The 15,150-nt window shown below is 72.1% G+C and carries 15 protein-coding genes; 9 read left to right on the forward strand and 6 right to left on the reverse strand.

Annotated elements, in window-relative coordinates; translation table 11 throughout:
- Positions 1–116: 116 nt before the first annotated feature.
- Positions 117–536 (reverse strand): secondary thiamine-phosphate synthase enzyme YjbQ, encoded by a 420-nt coding sequence (locus ABLE43_RS11725; RefSeq protein WP_348978689.1) that lies wholly within the window; start codon positions 534–536, stop codon positions 117–119.
- Between the two features lie 88 nt (positions 537–624).
- Here ABLE43_RS11725 and ABLE43_RS11730 point away from each other — a divergent pair, with 88 nt between their 5' ends.
- The gene (locus tag ABLE43_RS11730) at positions 625–1,611 is read left to right on the forward strand and encodes an NAD(P)H-dependent flavin oxidoreductase (RefSeq protein ID WP_425475265.1); all 987 of its coding nucleotides are present in this window, start codon (positions 625–627) and stop codon (positions 1,609–1,611) included.
- 117 nt (positions 1,612–1,728) lie between these two features.
- Here ABLE43_RS11730 and ABLE43_RS11735 read toward each other — a convergent pair whose 3' ends face one another.
- The 3 genes from ABLE43_RS11735 to tsaD form a co-directional block, all read right to left on the reverse strand.
- On the reverse strand, positions 1,729–2,130 hold the full coding sequence (locus ABLE43_RS11735) for a hypothetical protein (protein ID WP_348978691.1): 402 nt from the start codon (positions 2,128–2,130) through the stop codon (positions 1,729–1,731).
- Between the two features lie 103 nt (positions 2,131–2,233).
- Positions 2,234–3,208 (reverse strand): NAD(P)H-dependent glycerol-3-phosphate dehydrogenase, encoded by a 975-nt coding sequence (locus tag ABLE43_RS11740; RefSeq protein WP_348978692.1) that lies wholly within the window; start codon positions 3,206–3,208, stop codon positions 2,234–2,236.
- A complete protein-coding gene (gene tsaD, locus ABLE43_RS11745; protein WP_348978693.1) occupies positions 3,205–4,245 on the reverse strand; it encodes a tRNA (adenosine(37)-N6)-threonylcarbamoyltransferase complex transferase subunit TsaD in 1,041 nt (346 codons plus the stop codon). The genes ABLE43_RS11740 and tsaD overlap by 4 nt, the downstream gene beginning before the upstream one ends.
- A 398-nt stretch (positions 4,246–4,643) precedes the next feature.
- Here tsaD and hemC point away from each other — a divergent pair, with 398 nt between their 5' ends.
- The 6 genes from hemC to ABLE43_RS11775 are packed head-to-tail and all read left to right on the forward strand — an operon-like array spanning position 4,644 to position 9,990.
- Positions 4,644–5,555: a hydroxymethylbilane synthase gene (gene hemC, locus ABLE43_RS11750; protein ID WP_348978694.1), complete on the forward strand. Its 912-nt coding sequence runs from the start codon at positions 4,644–4,646 to the stop codon at positions 5,553–5,555.
- Positions 5,552–6,205 carry a uroporphyrinogen-III synthase gene (locus tag ABLE43_RS11755; protein ID WP_348978695.1) on the forward strand — a complete coding sequence of 218 codons (654 nt, stop codon included), beginning with the start codon at positions 5,552–5,554 and terminating at the stop codon, positions 6,203–6,205. Before hemC ends, ABLE43_RS11755 begins: the two co-directional genes overlap by 4 nt.
- A gap of 31 nt (positions 6,206–6,236) precedes the next feature.
- Positions 6,237–7,151, forward strand: coding sequence for a hypothetical protein (locus ABLE43_RS11760; RefSeq protein ID WP_348978696.1), 915 nt, complete (start codon positions 6,237–6,239; stop codon positions 7,149–7,151).
- A gap of 18 nt (positions 7,152–7,169) precedes the next feature.
- Entirely contained in the window at positions 7,170–8,354 is a 1,185-nt protein-coding gene (locus ABLE43_RS11765) for an acyl-CoA dehydrogenase (protein ID WP_348978697.1), read from the forward strand.
- Positions 8,354–8,866, forward strand: a complete 513-nt coding sequence (locus tag ABLE43_RS11770) for a GNAT family N-acetyltransferase (protein ID WP_348978698.1) — start codon at positions 8,354–8,356, stop codon at positions 8,864–8,866. Before ABLE43_RS11765 ends, ABLE43_RS11770 begins: the two co-directional genes overlap by 1 nt.
- Positions 8,863–9,990: a CaiB/BaiF CoA transferase family protein gene (locus ABLE43_RS11775; RefSeq protein ID WP_348978699.1), complete on the forward strand. Its 1,128-nt coding sequence runs from the start codon at positions 8,863–8,865 to the stop codon at positions 9,988–9,990. The genes ABLE43_RS11770 and ABLE43_RS11775 overlap by 4 nt, the downstream gene beginning before the upstream one ends.
- Before the next feature lie 208 nt (positions 9,991–10,198).
- Here ABLE43_RS11775 and ABLE43_RS11780 read toward each other — a convergent pair whose 3' ends face one another.
- On the reverse strand, positions 10,199–11,212 hold the full coding sequence (locus ABLE43_RS11780) for a polyprenyl synthetase family protein (RefSeq protein WP_348978700.1): 1,014 nt from the start codon (positions 11,210–11,212) through the stop codon (positions 10,199–10,201).
- A gap of 115 nt (positions 11,213–11,327) precedes the next feature.
- Between ABLE43_RS11780 and ABLE43_RS11785 the strand changes: the two genes are divergently transcribed.
- Positions 11,328–11,615 (forward strand): chorismate mutase, encoded by a 288-nt coding sequence (locus ABLE43_RS11785; RefSeq protein ID WP_348978701.1) that lies wholly within the window; start codon positions 11,328–11,330, stop codon positions 11,613–11,615.
- The gene (locus ABLE43_RS11790) at positions 11,612–12,721 is read left to right on the forward strand and encodes a glycoside hydrolase family 130 protein (RefSeq protein ID WP_348978702.1); all 1,110 of its coding nucleotides are present in this window, start codon (positions 11,612–11,614) and stop codon (positions 12,719–12,721) included. The genes ABLE43_RS11785 and ABLE43_RS11790 overlap by 4 nt, the downstream gene beginning before the upstream one ends.
- A gap of 205 nt (positions 12,722–12,926) precedes the next feature.
- On the opposite strand, the gene ABLE43_RS11795 is transcribed toward ABLE43_RS11790, so the two are convergent.
- Positions 12,927–15,150 (reverse strand): coiled-coil domain-containing protein (locus ABLE43_RS11795; RefSeq protein WP_348978703.1); only part of this gene is annotated, 2,224 nt, incomplete at its 5' end.

Below are 15,150 nucleotides of genomic sequence, written 5' to 3' on the forward strand. Positions count from 1 at the left end.
GGGACCAGGCGCAGGCTGGTGGAGGGGGCTATCCCCGATCGCAACCGTCGTGGAGCAGGACAGCCCCCTCCACCACCGCTTCGCGGCGGTCCCCCTCCCCGTGCCGGGGAGGAGCTTTATTCTCCCAGAAGATGCGCCGCCACGCGCCTGCGGTGCACGGCGCGGCGGTGCTCGAACAGGTAGATGCCCTGCCACATGCCCAGCACCGGGCGGTGGCCGATGACGGGGATCGACAGCGACGTATCGGTCAGCGCGGTTCGCAGATGCGCGGGCATGTCGTCGGGCCCTTCCTCATCATGGGCATAGCGGTCGCTTTCCGGCGCGATATGGCGGAAATAGCGTTCCAGATCGTCGCGCGCCGCCTCGCTCGCATTCTCCTGTACCAGGAGCGATGCCGAGGTGTGGCGGCAGAACAGGGTCAGCAAGCCGCTGGCGATGCCGGTCGATTCGATCCAGTGGCGGACCTGCCCGGTAATCAGCACCAGCCCCTGCCCGTTGGTGGTGACCACCAGTTCGCCATGTTCCTGTCTGAGCATCGTGCCTGCTTGCCCGAACCGGGCCGGGCGCGCTAGGCGATAGTCCATGAGCAATGTTTCGATCGGGCGCGAACGCCTGGAGCGCCGCATGGCGCGTGGGTGCGACTTCCTCGGCAGCCCGACCGCGATCCTGTGCGGCGCGATGTCGTGGGTGAGCGAGCGCAATCTCGTCGCCGCCATTTCCAACGCGGGCGGGTTCGGGGTGATCGCCTGCGGGGCGATGACGCCCGAGCTGCTCGATGCCGAGATCGCAGGCACGAAGGCGCTGACGACCAGGCCGTTCGGGGTCAACCTCATCACCATGCACCCGGCGCTGTTCGACCTGATCGACGTCTGCGGACGCCACGGCGTCACCCATGTCGTGCTGGCGGGCGGGCTGCCGCCCAAGGGGTCGCTGGAGGCGATCAAGGCGACCGGCGCCAAGGTCGTGGCCTTCGCCCCCGCGCTGGCGCTGGCGAAGAAGCTGATCCGCAGCGGCGCCGACGCGCTGGTGATCGAGGGGATGGAGGCGGGCGGGCATATCGGTCCGGTTTCCACCAGCGTGCTGGCGCAGGAGATGCTGCCCGAGGTCGCCGATCAGGTGCCGGTGTTCGTCGCGGGCGGGATCGGCCGGGGCGAAGCGATCGCGGGCTATCTGGATATGGGCGCGGCGGGGGTGCAGCTCGGCACGCGCTTCGTGTGCGCGACCGAATCGATCGCGCATCCCGCGTTCAAGAAGGCGTTCCTGCGCGCGTCGGCCCGGGACGCGGTGGCGAGCGTGCAGATCGACCCGCGCCTGCCGGTGATCCCGGTGCGCGCGCTCAAGAATGCCGGGGGCGAGTTGTTCACCGCCAAGCAGCGCGAGGTGGCGCAGAGCCTCGACGAGGGGCGCGTCGCGATGGCCGAGGCGCAGTTGCAGATCGAGCATTACTGGGCGGGCGCGCTGCGCCGTGCGGTGATCGACGGCGATGTCGAGCATGGCAGCCTGATGGCGGGCCAGTCGGTCGGCATGGTGACGAAGGAGGAACCCGCCGCCGAGATCATCGCCACGCTGATGGCCGAGGCGGCGCAGGCGCTGGAGAAGCGGGCGGCCTGATTCGGGGGGACGTTGGCGAAGGTTGCGCAGACACGGCCCTGCACGGGGATGAACGGCGTGGGCCGTCCCGTTCCGGGCGGAGCAGGACAGCGCCCGCCGGGTGTAGGAAAGCGGTTTCTACGCCGGGGCTGCTTCGGTCTGCGCGAGCCATGCGACCGCTTCCGCCCGGTCGCCGAACAGCGCGATCTGCGGCATCGCCCGCTTCGCCTGCATCCGCAGCAGCGCGCTGGCGAGGACCAGTGCGATGCGGCGCGACGTGACGCGGGGATCGGCCGCGATGCGCCCCAGTTCGGCGAGTACGTCCGCCGACTGGACCGAAAAGCGCCCGGTGTCGAACAGCGCCACCTGTTCGCCCGGACGGATGCCGAGCGCGGGCAGGCGCAGGACGCAGGCGCGAATCGCGTCCTCGAACCGGGTGACGGTGGCGATGTCCCAATGGCCGACCAGCGTGAATTCCAGCCGCCGGTCGACCGGATCGATCGCTGCCCGAAAGGCCGGTTCCTCGGCGACCACGATCATCCTGTTCCACTCCCGCCGCTGTGCCGCCGATGCGGCGGGTAGCGCTACCTGCGGGACCGGCAGTTTACGAATCGTTTCATGACAAAGGCTTGCAAACGATTCTTCAGCGACCCTCGGCGCGGCGCGGGCGGCTGAGCAGCGCCTCGACCACGCGGTCGACCGGCGCGCCCGCCAGCAGCGCATCGACCGCCTGGCTGACCGGCATTTCGACCCCGGCATCGGCGGCGGCCTGGGCCAGCACCGGGGCGGTGAACGCGCCTTCGGCGACGGTGCGCCGGTCCGACAGCAGGTCGGCGGCGGCGCGGCCCTCCCCCAGCCCGACGCCCAGCGAATAGTTGCGCGAGGCGGTGGAGGAACAGGTCAGCACGAGGTCGCCGAGGCCCGACAGCCCGGCCAGCGTCTCCGCCCGCGCGCCGCGCGCCATGCCGAAGCGGGTCATCTCGGCAAAGCCGCGCGCGATCACCGCCGCGCGGGCGTTCTGGCCGAGCCCCGCACCCTCCACCACGCCGCAGGCGATGGCGAGCACGTTCTTGACCGCGCCACCGATCTCCGCGCCGATCACGTCGTCGCTGGCATAGGGGCGGAAGCCCGGCGCGCCGATTCGCGCGGCAAGCGCCTCGCGCAGGGTCGCATCGGCGCAGGCGAGGGTGACGGCGGTCGGCTTGCCCGCCGCGACCTCATGCGCGAAGGTCGGGCCGGACAGCACCGCGATCGGTGCCGCCGGGCAGGTTTCGCGTGCGACCTCGCCGACCAGCAGGCGGGTGCCCGCCTCGATCCCCTTGGCGCACAGCACCAGCGTGCGGCTGCCGACGTCGATGCTGCGTAATATGTTGCGCACATGCTGCGCCGGGCAGACGACCAGCAGCGCGTCCGCCGCTGCCAGATCGGCGCGATCGGCGGTGGCGGTGATCGCATCCGACAGGGGGATGCCGGGGAGGTAGGGGCGGTTCTCGCGCGTGGCGTTGATCGCCGCTGCCAGCGCGGGATCGCGCATCCATTGCGTGACCGGCCCGCCGCGCGCCGCGACCTGTGCCAGCGCGGTGCCCCATGCGCCGCCGCCGATGACCGCGATCCTCATGCCTTCACCCCCGCGCCGCGTACCTTTTCCGCCCCCGGATCGAGCGGCCAGCGCGGGCGCGCCGCCACGTCGAGCGGATCGCTATGCCCGGCCATGAACCGCTCCGCCCCGGCCCAGGCGATCATCGCGCCATTGTCGGTACACAGCCACAAGGGCGGCGCGACGAAGCGCAGGTCGTGCGCGCGGGCCAGCCCTTCGAGGCCGGTGCGCACCGCGCGGTTGGCGGCGACCCCGCCCGCGACGACCAGCGCCGTCACCGGCCCGGCCAGCGCCAGCGCGCGCGCGGTGCGATCGAGCAGGCAATCGACCACCGCCTGCTGGAACGATGCGGCGATGTCCTCGATCCGGTAGTTTTCCGAATCATGCGCGCGCAGCACCGCGCTCTTCAATCCCGCGAAGGAAAAGTGCGGGTCGGGCGTGCCGAGGAGCGGGCGGGGGAGCGGCACCGCCTTCGCATCGCCGCCCGCCGCCGCCGCCTCGACGCGGGGGCCGCCGGGATAGCCGAGGCCGAGCACCTTGGCGGTCTTGTCGAACGCCTCGCCCGCCGCATCGTCGATCGTCGTGCCGAGGCGGCGGTACGCACCGACCCCGTCGACGCGCAGCAACTGGCAATGCCCGCCCGAGACGAGCAGCAGGAGATAGGGAAAGGCGAGGTCGGGATCGGTCAGCCGGGGGGACAGCGCATGCCCCTCCAGATGGTTGACCGCGACCAGCGGCTTGCCCGCCGACAGCGCCAGCGCCTTGGCGGTGACGAGACCGACCATGACCCCGCCGATCAGGCCCGGCCCGGCGGTGGCGGCGATCGCATCGACCTGCCCCAGCGCGACGTCCGCGTCGGCGAGTGCGCCTTCGATCAGGCTGGGCAGGATCTCGACATGGGCGCGCGCGGCGATCTCCGGCACGACCCCGCCATAGGGGGCGTGCGCCGCTTCCTGTCCGGCGAGGCGGTGCGACAGGATGGTGCGATCGCCGCGGACTAGCGCGACGGCGGTCTCGTCGCAGCTGGATTCGATGCCGAGGATGAGGGGGTGGGCCATCATGCGGCCTTTAGCGCGGGGCGGGGCCGGTCGGAAGAAGAAGGTTCGTTCACGTGGAGGCGCGGAGATGGAAGGAGGCTGGTTCACGCGAAGGCACGAAGACGGGAGGAGAAAGGATTTTCGCGCAGAGACGCAGAGGCGCGGAGAGGGTACGACTGGGGGGAACGGTTCTCGACCGGAAGACCGATCGGTGCTTGCGGCCAGGCAATAAAGCCGCTGACGCGGCAGAGGGTCGTCCAAACCGCATTGTCTCTGCGTCCTCTGCGCCTCTGCGCGCAATCCATCTCTTCTATTTCTCCGCGTCTCCGCGCCTTCGCGTGAACCAACCTTCTTCTTCCCCCCGCCCGACGGACCCAACTTCCTTGCCCAACCCGCTCCCGATGCGTAGCGAACGGTCCATGACATTCAGACTGGGCACGCGCGGATCGCCGCTGGCGCTGGTACAGGCGCATGCCACACGCGCGGCATTGGCGGCGGCGCATGGCGTCGATCCCGACACCATCGCGATCGTCCCGATCCGCACCACCGGCGACCGGGTGCAGGACCGCGCGCTGGCCGAGATCGGCGGCAAGGCGCTGTGGACCAAGGAACTCGACCGCGCGCTGTGCACGGGCGAGATCGATGCGGCGGTCCATTCGATGAAGGACGTCGAGACGATCCGCCCGACCGAGATCCGCATCGCCGCGATGCTGCCGCGCGCCGATGTGCGCGACCGGCTGGTCGGCATCGCGACGCTGGCCGAGCTGCCGCCCAACGGGGTGGTCGGTACCAGCAGCCCGAGGCGCGCGGCGCAGGTGCTGCACCACCGCCCCGACGCGCGGATCGTGCTCTTCCGCGGCAATGTCGACACCCGCCTCGCCAAGCTCAAGGCGGGGGAGGTGGATGCGACCTTGCTCGCCGCCGCCGGGCTGGAGCGGCTGGGGCGGCCGGACGTCGGCCATGCCGTGCCGCTCGACACGATGCTGCCCGCGCCGTCGCAGGGTGCGGTGGGGATCGAGGTGCGTGCCGAGGACGAGGCGGCGCTGGCGTTCGTGGGCAAGATCGATCACCTGCCGACGCACCAGGCGGTGCGCGCCGAGCGCGGCTTCCTTGCGGCGCTGGGGGCGGATTGCCATTCGCCGGTCGCGGCGCTGGCGCGGATCGACGGGGACGTGCTGACGCTCACCGCGCAACTGCTGGCGCAGGACGGCAGCGCCGAGGTGCGGGGCGAGGCCAGCGGCGCGATCGACGATATCGACCTGCCGCGCACGCTGGCCGAACGGTTGCTCGGCAACGCGCCGGAGGTGGTCGCGCGGCTGTTCGCCCGGTGAGCCGGGCGCTCGTCGTGCTGCGGCCCGAACCGGGCAATGCCGCAACGGTCGCCGCCATCGAGGCGCTGGGGCGGGCGGCGATTCCGCTGCCGCTGTTCCGGGTCGTGCCGCTGGCGTGGGACGTGCCGGGCGGCGCGCATGACGCGCTGATCCTGACCAGCGCCAATGGGGTGCGCCATGCGGGTGCGGGGCTGGCGGCGCTCCGGCACCTCCCGGTCCATGCGGTGGGCGCGGCGACGGCGGCGGCGGCGCGGGCGGCGGGGCTGAACGTGGCGGCGACGGGCAGCAGCGACGGTCGGGCGCTGCTCGATGCGGCACAGGCGCACGGGGTGCGACGTGCCTTGCTGCTGACGGCGCGCGACCGGGCGGTGGCGGGGCATCCGGTGGTGGCCGATGCGGTCGCGGTCTATGCGGCGGAAACGATCGCGAAGGTCGACGCCGCCTGCCTGCGCGCCAGCGTCGCACTGGTCCATTCGCCGCGCGCCGCCGCCCGGCTGGCGGCGCTGGTGACGGAACGGGCCGATGTCGCGGTCGCCGCCATCTCCGAAGCGGCGGCGGGGGCGCTCGGCGACGGCTGGCGCGCGGTGGCGGTGGCGGCACGGCCCGACGATGCCGGGGTCATCGCCGCGGGGTGCACCCTCGCCGATTGACCCGGCCCGCGCGCGCGGGGATAAGGCGCGCATGATAAGCGACGACACGTCCTTCACGACGGCAAGCGGCTATCCCCGGAGCAGACGGGGCAAGGGGGGATGGGCGGTCGCGGTCGTCGCCTTTCTGATCGGGATCGGCGCGACGCTGGCGGCGCTATATTATGCCGCTCCCCGCTTCGGCTGGCGCACCGCGCTGTCCGCCCAGCCGGTCGCACAGCCGACGCCGACCGCCCGGCCCGCGCCCGCCCCGGCGCTGCCCGCGCTGGCGGTGCTCTCCGCGCGCGAGGCGACGCTGGAGGCGCAGATCGGCGAGCTGGAGACGCGGGTCGCCGCGATCGACGGCAGCGCGCGCAACGCCGGCGCCTATGCCGCGCGCGCGGAAAACATGATGGTCATCGTGGCCGCGCGCCGCGCGCTCGATCGCGGGCGGCCGCTCGACTATCTCGAGAACCAGTTGCGGCAACGCTTCGGCGCGACGCGCGGCGATGCGGTGCGCACCCTGATCGCGGCGGCGCGCACCCCGGTGACGCTGGACGACCTGCGCGGCGGGCTGGACGCGGCGGGCAACCAGCTGATCGCCGGGCCGTCGGGCGAGAACTGGTGGCGGACGATCCGCCGCGAGGCAGCCCAGCTGATCGTCATCCGCCAGGGGACGACCCCGACCAGCCGCCCGATCGACCGGCTCGACCGCGCGCGGCGGCGGCTCGACACCGGACAGGTGGAGATGGCGCTGGCCGAGATCGAGCGGATGCCCGGCGCCGCCAATGCCGCCGACTGGACCGCATCGGCGCGGCGCTACATCGACGCGCGCAAGGCGCTGATCGATCTGGAGACGGCGGCGCTCGACACCCCGCTTCCCCCGCCGCCCGCAGCGGTGCAGGCGCAGCCCGCGCCGGTCGCCCCCGCGCCGCAGCCGACGCCCGATCCGCTCGCCCCCACGCTCTGACCTTCGAGGACCGACATCATGGCCGACATGGGCCGTTTCGACTGGCAGGACCCGTTCCTGCTCGACGCACAGCTGACCGACGAGGAGCGGATGGTCCGTGACGTCGCGCACGGCTATGCCCGCGAGAAACTGCTGCCGCGCGTGACCCGCGCCTTCCTCGACGAGGATTTCGCGCGCGAGATCATGGTCGAGATGGGCGCGCTGGGGCTGCTGGGGCCGACGATCGACCCGGAATATGGCGGAGCGGGGCTGGGCTATGTCGCCTATGGCCTGGTCGCGCGCGAGGTGGAGGCGGTCGATTCGGGCTATCGCAGCGCGATGAGCGTGCAGTCGAGCCTCGTGATGCACCCGATCAACGCCTATGGATCGGAAGCGCAGAGGCGGAAGTACCTGCCCAAACTCGCCAGCGGCGAATGGGTCGGCTGTTTCGGGCTGACCGAACCCGATGCCGGGTCCGATCCGGCGGGGATGCGGACGCGGGCCGAGGCGGTCGACGGCGGCTATCGCATTTCGGGGTCCAAGATGTGGATCACCAATTCGCCGATCGCCGATGTGTTCGTGGTGTGGGCCAAATCCGATGCGCATGGCGGCAAGATCCGCGGCTTCGTGCTGGAAAAGGGGATGGCGGGCCTCTCCGCGCCCAGGATCGAAGGCAAGCTGTCCCTGCGCGCGTCGGTAACGGGCGAGATCGTGATGGACGGCGTCGAGGTCGGCGAGGATGCGCTGCTGCCCAATGTCGAGGGGCTGAAGGGGCCGTTCGGCTGCCTCAACCGCGCGCGCTACGGCATCGCATGGGGCACGATGGGGGCGGCGGAATTCTGCCTGCATGCGGCGCGGGCGTACACGCTCGACCGCAAGCAGTTCGGCGTGCCGCTGGCCTCCAAGCAGCTGGTGCAGCTGAAGCTGGCCGACATGCAGACCGAGATCGCGCTGGGCTTGCAGGCGGCGCTGCGCGCGGGGCGGATGTTCGACGAGGGGACGCTGGCGCCCGAAGCGATCAGCATCATCAAGCGCAACAATTGCGGCAAGGCGCTGGCGATCGCCCGCACGGCGCGCGACATGCACGGCGGCAACGGCATCGCCGCCGAATTCCATGTGATGCGCCATGCGATCAACCTCGAGACGGTCAATACCTATGAGGGCACGCACGACGTCCACGGGCTGATCCAGGGGCGGGCGATCACCGGGATCGCCGCCTTCTGATGGACCGCCAGCCGGTATTGCGGGGCGCACTGGTCACGATCGCGCCGAGCGTCGCGCAGGAGTATGACGCGCTGTTCGCGGTCGCATCCGACCCGGCGATCTGGGACCAGCATCCGGCGCACGACCGCTGGCAGGAAGCCGTGTTCCGCGCCTTTTTCGACGAGGGGATGGCGGGCGGCGGCATGCTGACCATTCGCGATGCGCGCGACGGTGCCGTCATCGGATCGAGCCGCTACGGGCCGTACGACGCCGCGGCGGACGAGATCGAGATCGGCTGGACCTTCTTCGCGCGCGACCGCTGGCGGCGGGGCTATAATCGCGAGACCAAGCGGTTGATGATCGATCACATCGCCCGGTACGTGCCCACCGTCACCTTCCATATCGGGCGGGACAATGCCCGATCGCGCACCGCGGTGGCGGCGCTGGGCGCGGTGCTGCGGCCCGGTACCGTCGACGTGCTGCGCGGCGGGCGGATGGTGCCGCATGTGATCTACGAGCTGCGTGCGCGATGAAGCCGCTGGCGGGCATCCGCGTCGTCGAGCTGGCGCGCATCCTCGCCGGGCCGTGGTGCGGGCAGCTGCTCGCCGATCTGGGGGCGGAGGTGGTGAAGGTCGAGCGGCCCGGCGCGGGCGACGACACCCGCCACTGGGGGCCGCCGTTCGTCACCGCGCCCGACGGTGCCCCGCGCGATGCCGCCTATTTCCACGCCGCCAACCGCGGCAAGCGATCGGTCGCGATCGATATCGCGACGCCGGAAGGGCAGGGCGAGGTGCGCGCGCTGGTGGCCGAAGCCGATGTCGTGATCGAGAATTACAAGGTCGGCGGCCTCGCGAAATACGGGCTCGATCACGCGGCGCTGTCGGCGGTGCGGCCCGGCCTCGTCACCTGTTCGATCACCGGCTTCGGGCAGGACGGCCCCTATGCCCATCGCGCCGGATACGACTTCATCATCCAGGCGATGGGCGGCGCGATGTCGCTGACCGGCGAGCCGGACGGCGCGCCGCAGAAATCGGGGGTCGCCTATGCCGATATCTTCACCGGGGTCTATGCCGCGGTCGCGATCCTCGCCGCGCTGCGTCGCCGCGACCTGACGGGGGAGGGCGCGCATATCGACATGGCGCTGCTCGATACGCAGGTGGCGGTGCTCGGCAACCAGGCGCTCAACTATCTGGCGAGCGGGCGGGTGCCGGGGCGAATGGGCAACGGCCATGCCAATCTCGCCCCCTATCAGGCGTTCGAGACGGCGGACGGCGCGCTGGTGATCGCGGTGGGCAACGACGCACAGTTCGCGCGGCTGTGCGACGTGCTGGGCCTCGCGCTGCACGAGGACGCGCGTTTCGCGACCAACCCGGGGCGGGTGACGCACCGCTCGGCGCTGGTCGCCGCGGTACAGGCGGCGGTGGCGACATGGCGCAAGGCGGCGCTGTACGAGGCGCTGGAGGCGGCGGGCATCCCGGCGGGGCCGATCCACGCGCTGGACGAGGTGTTCGCCGACCGCCACGTCGTCGCACGCGGCATGCGGATATCGCCCGACGGACTGCCGGGGCTGGCCGGGCCGATCGTGATCGATGGGCAGCGGATGGTGGCGGAGCGCGGTGCGCCGGCGCGACCGGGGGGCAGTCAGTCGCTACGATGAAGGTTCGTCATTCCCGCGCAGGCGGGAATCCATAGCCGCGGCGGTTCGCGATGAATCCGGTACGTCGGCGCATAGGGACTCCCGCCTGCGCGGGAGTGACGAGGGTGGGGTCGACGGGGGCCTTCGCGTCCAACGCGCTGAATGTCGATCAGGCGTAGCGCACGGCGACAGTGAACGGCGGCTGCGGCGGCTGCGGGCTACGGCCCGGTCAGTAGGCCCGGCGGATCGCGAACTCGACCGCCTCGACCATCGCGTCCTTCGCCTCGCCGTTGGGGAAGCGGCCGAGCGAATCGATCGCGCGCTGGCCATAGTGGCGGGCGCGGGCCAGCGTGTCGTCGACCGCGCGCGATGCCTGCACCAGCGTGATCGCATGGGCGAAATCGGCGTCGGACGCGCGCTTGCCCGAGACCGCGTCGCGCCAGAAGCCGCGCGCTTCGTCGTTGCCGCGGGCATAGGCGAGGATGACCGGCAGCGTCATCTTGCCTTCGCGGAAATCGTCGCCCGCGTCCTTGCCCATGGTATCGGCGTCGGAGACGTAATCGATCGCGTCGTCGACCAGCTGGAACGCGATGCCGAGGTTGCGGCCATAGGCGTCGAGGGCGGCTTCGTCGGCATCCGACCGGTCGGCGACGATCGCGGCGATGCGGCAGGCGGCGGAGAACAGCGCGGCGGTCTTGGCGCCGATGATGTCGAGATAGCGTTCCTCGGGCGTGTCGATCCGGCGGATCGCGGTCAGCTGGTTCACCTCGCCTTCGGCGATCACGGCGGAGGCGCCCGACAGGACGCGCAGCGCCTTCAGGCTTTCCGCCTCGACCATCAGCTCGAAGGATTTCGAGAAGAGGTAATCCCCGACGAGGACGCTGGCCGGATTGCCCCAGATGATGTTGGCGGTGCGCTTGCCCCGGCGCAGGTCGGACCCGTCGACCACATCGTCATGGAGCAGGGTCGCGGTGTGGATGAATTCGACCGCGGCGGCGAGCAGGTGGTGGCGCGTGCCGCCATAGCCGATCAGCCGCGCGCAGGCGAGCGTCAGCATCGGCCGCATCCGCTTGCCCCCGCCCGCGATCAGATGGCCGGCGAGTTCGGGGATCAGCGGGATCTTCGACTGCATCCGGTCGAGGATGACGGTGTTCACGCGCGCCATGTCGTCCGCGACCAGCGCCATCATCGGATCGAGCGAGGGGTCGGTCCGCTTGTCGAGGCGGTGGAGAGTAGCCGTCATGTTCCAGCGATGTGGCGGTTCGCGCGCGCGAACGCAAGGGAAAGGCGGGGTTGCGCGGGCCTTTCAGGGCGGCGTAGGGCAGGACGGACTCCGTTCCTCTCCAGGGAAGCCGCCCATGTCCGACCCCACGCTCGACCGGTTTCGCCAGAGCATCGACAATATCGATGCCGCGCTCGTCTGCATGCTCGCCGAACGGTTCAAGGTGACGCAGGCGGTGGGACGCTACAAGGCCGAACAGGGGTTGCCGCCTGCCGATCCGGGGCGTGAAGAGGCACAGATCGCGCGGCTTCGCCGACTTGCCCGCGATGCCGATCTCGATCCCGAATTCTCCGAGAAGTTCCTGCGCTTCATCATCGACGAGGTGATCCGCCATCACCGTTCGATGCAGGACGGACAGGCATGAGCGACGACCGGATCGTCTTCGCGCCCGACGATGTCGATCTGACGCGCTCGCCGCTGCGGCGCGACATCGCCGAGCCGACCTATGTGCTGGGCGCGTTCAACCCGGCGCTGACGCGGCTGCCGGGCGGCAACCTGCTGCTGCTGGTGCGGGTGGCGGAGGCGCTGGCCGAGCCGATTCGGGACGGCAAGGTGCGCTCGATCCGCTGGGCGGGCGGGCGCTACACCCTCGATTCGTTCGATGCGGGTGCGGCGGACACGCGCGATCCGCGCTTCTTCGCGCTGACCGGCGGGGCCTATCCGTTCCTCGGGCTCACCTCGCTGTCGTGGCTGCTGCCCGTGGAGTTGTCGGCGGACGGGCGGCGGATCGTGCGCGTGCATTACGACCGGGCGATCGAGCCCGATGCGGCCCACGCGCAGTACGGCGTCGAGGACCCGCGCATCGCGGTGATCGACGGCACCTACTGGATGACGGTATGCGGCGTGTCGGTGGGGCGGCTGTGCACCGTGATGTACCGCAGCGACGACGGCTTCGACTGGCGGTCGCAGGGCATCGTGCTCGACCACGGCAACAAGGACATGGTGCCGTTCGAGGGGCGGGTCGACGGGCGGTTCGCCGCGCTCACCCGGCCACTGTCCGACGCATGGTTCGTGCCCGCGCCCGATTCGCCCGAGGGCAGCGGGCCGAGCATCAACCTCGCCACCTCGCCCGACATGCTGCACTGGAAGCCGCTGGCCGAACCGGCGCTGAGGCCGCTGAAGGGCGCGGCGGCGTACAAGCTGGGCGGCGGCACCCCGCCGGTGCGGACGCGCGACGGGTGGATGCTGCTGTACCACGGCGTCGAGAAACAGGGGGCGGTGGGGGTATATCGCACCTATCGCGCGCTGCTGTCCGCCGATGCGACCACGGTGCTGGACCGCGACGAGACTCGCCCGGTGCTGGAGGCCGCGCCTGCGCTGATCGCGCCGATCGCGCACCAGGCGTATCTGCCGCAGCCGGTGGTGTTCACGACCGGGATCGTCGCGGACGGAAGCGACTGGATCGTGGCTTCCGGGGAAGCGGACCTCGCGTGTCGGCTGACATGGGTGGCGGGGAGTGTACTCGCGTAGAAGGACTGGTTCACGCGAAGGCGCGGAGACGCGGAGAAGAAGGGGTTTTCGCGCAGAGACGCAGAGAACGCAGAGGGGTTGCGCGGGGGCGGTTGTGACCGATCCGGCGAAGCCTTTCGCTCGGTGCCGCCGGAGATGGAGAGCCGCTGTCGCGGCAAGCGACCCGTCTCCGCGTCTCCGCGCCTTCGCGTGAACCAGCCTTGTGCTACCCCGCCACCAATGTCGTCGCGCCGCCGAGATCGACCGACACCAGCCGGCTGACCCCGCGCTCGACCATCGTCACGCCGAACAGGCGGTGCATCCGGCTCATCGTCGCGGCATTGTGGGTGACGATCAGGTAGCGGGTGGCGGTATCCGCCGCCATCCGGTCGAGCAGGTCGCAGAACCGGTCGATGTTGGCGTCGTCGAGCGGCGCATCGACCTCGTCCAGCACGCAGATCGGCGCGGGGTTGGTCAGGAACAGCGCGAAGATCAGCGCGACCGCGGTCAGCGCCTGTTCCCCGCCCGACAACAGGGTCAGCGATAGCAGCCTTTTGCCCGGCGGCTGGGCGAGGATCTCCAGCCCCGCCTCGAGCGGATCGTCCGAATCGATCAGTGCCAGTTCGGCCTGCCCCCCTTCAAAGAGCGCGCCGAACAGGCGGCGGAAATGCGCATCGACCGCCGCGAACGCCGCCAGCAGCCGCTGCCGCCCCTCGCGGTTGAGCGTGGCGATCGAGCCGCGCAGCTGCTGCACCGCCTCCGCCAGATCGGCACGGTCGCGCTGTGTCGCGGATTGCGCCGCTTCCAGTTCGGCCAGTTCGGACTCGGCGATCAGGTTGACCGCGCCGATCCGCTCGCGCGCGGCCAGCAGCGCGTCGTGCGCGGCAGCTTCGGCATCACCGTCCCCCACATCGTCGGCGGCGAAGCCGATGCGCGGCAGCAGCACCGGCGGGCACTGGAAGCGTTCGCCCGACAGGCGGGCGGTGTCGCGGCGGCGCACTTCCTTGGCCTCGGCGCGGGCCGAGGTGCCGGCGCGGCCCTCGCGCGCGGCGGCGAGCGCTTCCGACGCCTGTGCCAGCGCGGCATCGGCGGCGCGCAGGCGGGTGGCGCAGGCGGTTTCGTGCGCCGCGCGGTCGGCGGCGGCGGCATGCAGCCGGGCCTGTGCCGCCTCGGCGGTCGCGAGATCGGCGGCGAGGCGGGCGGGGCGATCGTCGAGCGTCGCGCGATCGGCGGCGACGGCGGCGCGCTGCGCGGCGATCTCGCCGAGGCGGGCGGCGGCGTCGCGGGCGCGGGCCTGCCATGACGCGATCTCGGCCACGGCGGCGGCATGGCGGGTCCGGTTCGCCCGCGCCGAGGTCTCGTGCGCCAGCGCCTCGGCACGCAGCGTGGCGAGCGCGCGGCGGGCGGCATCGGCGGCGGCGGCGGTGTCGCGCACACGGGCGGCGGCAGCGGCGGGATCGGGCAGCGCGGCGACGGCGGCGTCGGCATGCGCCAGGTCGGCCCCGGCATCGGCAAGGTCGCGCGCCACCCGTTCGCGGCGGACGGCGAGGTCGTCGGCACGCGCCTGCGCCCGTTCGATCGCGGCGGCGGCGCGGTCCTCGGCGCGGGCGGCCTCGCGGGCCTGCCCCTCGGCGGTGTCGAGCGTCCGCCGCGCGGCGGCGAGCGCGGTGCGGGCGGCGGCGATCGCGGCATCTGCCTGTGCCAGCGCGGCATCGGCGGCGGCGACGCGGGCGGTCAGCGCGTCGCGGGTCTCGCGCAGCGACCGCAGCCGGTTGGCGCGCGCCAGCCGCTCCGCCGCCGCCGCGCCCGACCCGCGCGCGACATAGCCGTCCCAGCGGCGCATCACCCCCTCGGGCGTCACCAGCCGCTGCCCCACCGCCAGCGCCCGCCCGTCGTCGCGGTCCAGCAGCAGCACCTGCGCCAGCCGCCGCGCGAGCGGCGGCGCGGTGACGTGCATCCCCAGCGTGCCGGGCACCGGCGGCACCGGTTCGCCCGGCAGCCAGTGACGGTCGTCGGCGGGATCGACCCCCGCGTCGAGATCGTCGCCCAGCGCCGCCGCCAGCGCCGCCTCATAGCCGGTCGCGACGGTGATGGTATCGATCAGCCGGGCGTGGCCGGTGCGGCGCAGCGCGCGGTCGAGCGCGGCGATCTCGCTGTCGGCGGCGGCGCGTTCGGCATGGGCGGCGGCGCGGGTCGCCTGCGCGGTGCCGCGCGCGTCGCGGGCGGCGCGATCCTCGGCATCGGCGCGGGCGATGGCGGCGCGGGCGTCCTCGGCGGCGGCGAGGGCCGTGGCGCGCGCGACGGCGGCGGCGGCACGGTCGGCGTGGAGCGGTTCGAGCGCGGCCTGCCCGGCGGCTTCGGCTTCGAGCCGCGCGGCATCGCGGCGGGCGCGATCGAGCCGGGCGGCGGCGGCATCGCGCGCGGCGGTGGCGACCCGGGCCTCGGCGACC

The sequence above is a fragment of the Sphingomonas silueang genome, from assembly GCF_040049155.1.
Classification (GTDB): Bacteria; Pseudomonadota; Alphaproteobacteria; order Sphingomonadales; family Sphingomonadaceae; genus Sphingomonas; species Sphingomonas silueang.

Bases quoted from the DNA above. Each gene is read 5' to 3' on its own strand.
- ABLE43_RS11725 (WP_348978689.1), bottom strand. From the start codon at position 536: ATGCTCAGACAGGAACATGGCGAACTGGTGGTCACCACCAACGGGCAG.
- ABLE43_RS11730 (WP_425475265.1), top strand. From the start codon at position 625: ATGGCGCGTGGGTGCGACTTCCTCGGCAGCCCGACCGCGATCCTGTGC.
- ABLE43_RS11735 (WP_348978691.1), bottom strand. From the start codon at position 2,130: ATGATCGTGGTCGCCGAGGAACCGGCCTTTCGGGCAGCGATCGATCCG.
- ABLE43_RS11740 (WP_348978692.1), bottom strand. From the start codon at position 3,208: ATGAGGATCGCGGTCATCGGCGGCGGCGCATGGGGCACCGCGCTGGCA.
- tsaD (WP_348978693.1), bottom strand. From the start codon at position 4,245: ATGGCCCACCCCCTCATCCTCGGCATCGAATCCAGCTGCGACGAGACC.
- hemC (WP_348978694.1), top strand. From the start codon at position 4,644: ATGACATTCAGACTGGGCACGCGCGGATCGCCGCTGGCGCTGGTACAG.
- ABLE43_RS11760 (WP_348978696.1), top strand. From the start codon at position 6,237: ATGATAAGCGACGACACGTCCTTCACGACGGCAAGCGGCTATCCCCGG.
- ABLE43_RS11765 (WP_348978697.1), top strand. From the start codon at position 7,170: ATGGCCGACATGGGCCGTTTCGACTGGCAGGACCCGTTCCTGCTCGAC.
- ABLE43_RS11770 (WP_348978698.1), top strand. From the start codon at position 8,354: ATGGACCGCCAGCCGGTATTGCGGGGCGCACTGGTCACGATCGCGCCG.
- ABLE43_RS11775 (WP_348978699.1), top strand. From the start codon at position 8,863: ATGAAGCCGCTGGCGGGCATCCGCGTCGTCGAGCTGGCGCGCATCCTC.
- ABLE43_RS11780 (WP_348978700.1), bottom strand. From the start codon at position 11,212: ATGACGGCTACTCTCCACCGCCTCGACAAGCGGACCGACCCCTCGCTC.
- ABLE43_RS11785 (WP_348978701.1), top strand. From the start codon at position 11,328: ATGTCCGACCCCACGCTCGACCGGTTTCGCCAGAGCATCGACAATATC.
- ABLE43_RS11790 (WP_348978702.1), top strand. From the start codon at position 11,612: ATGAGCGACGACCGGATCGTCTTCGCGCCCGACGATGTCGATCTGACG.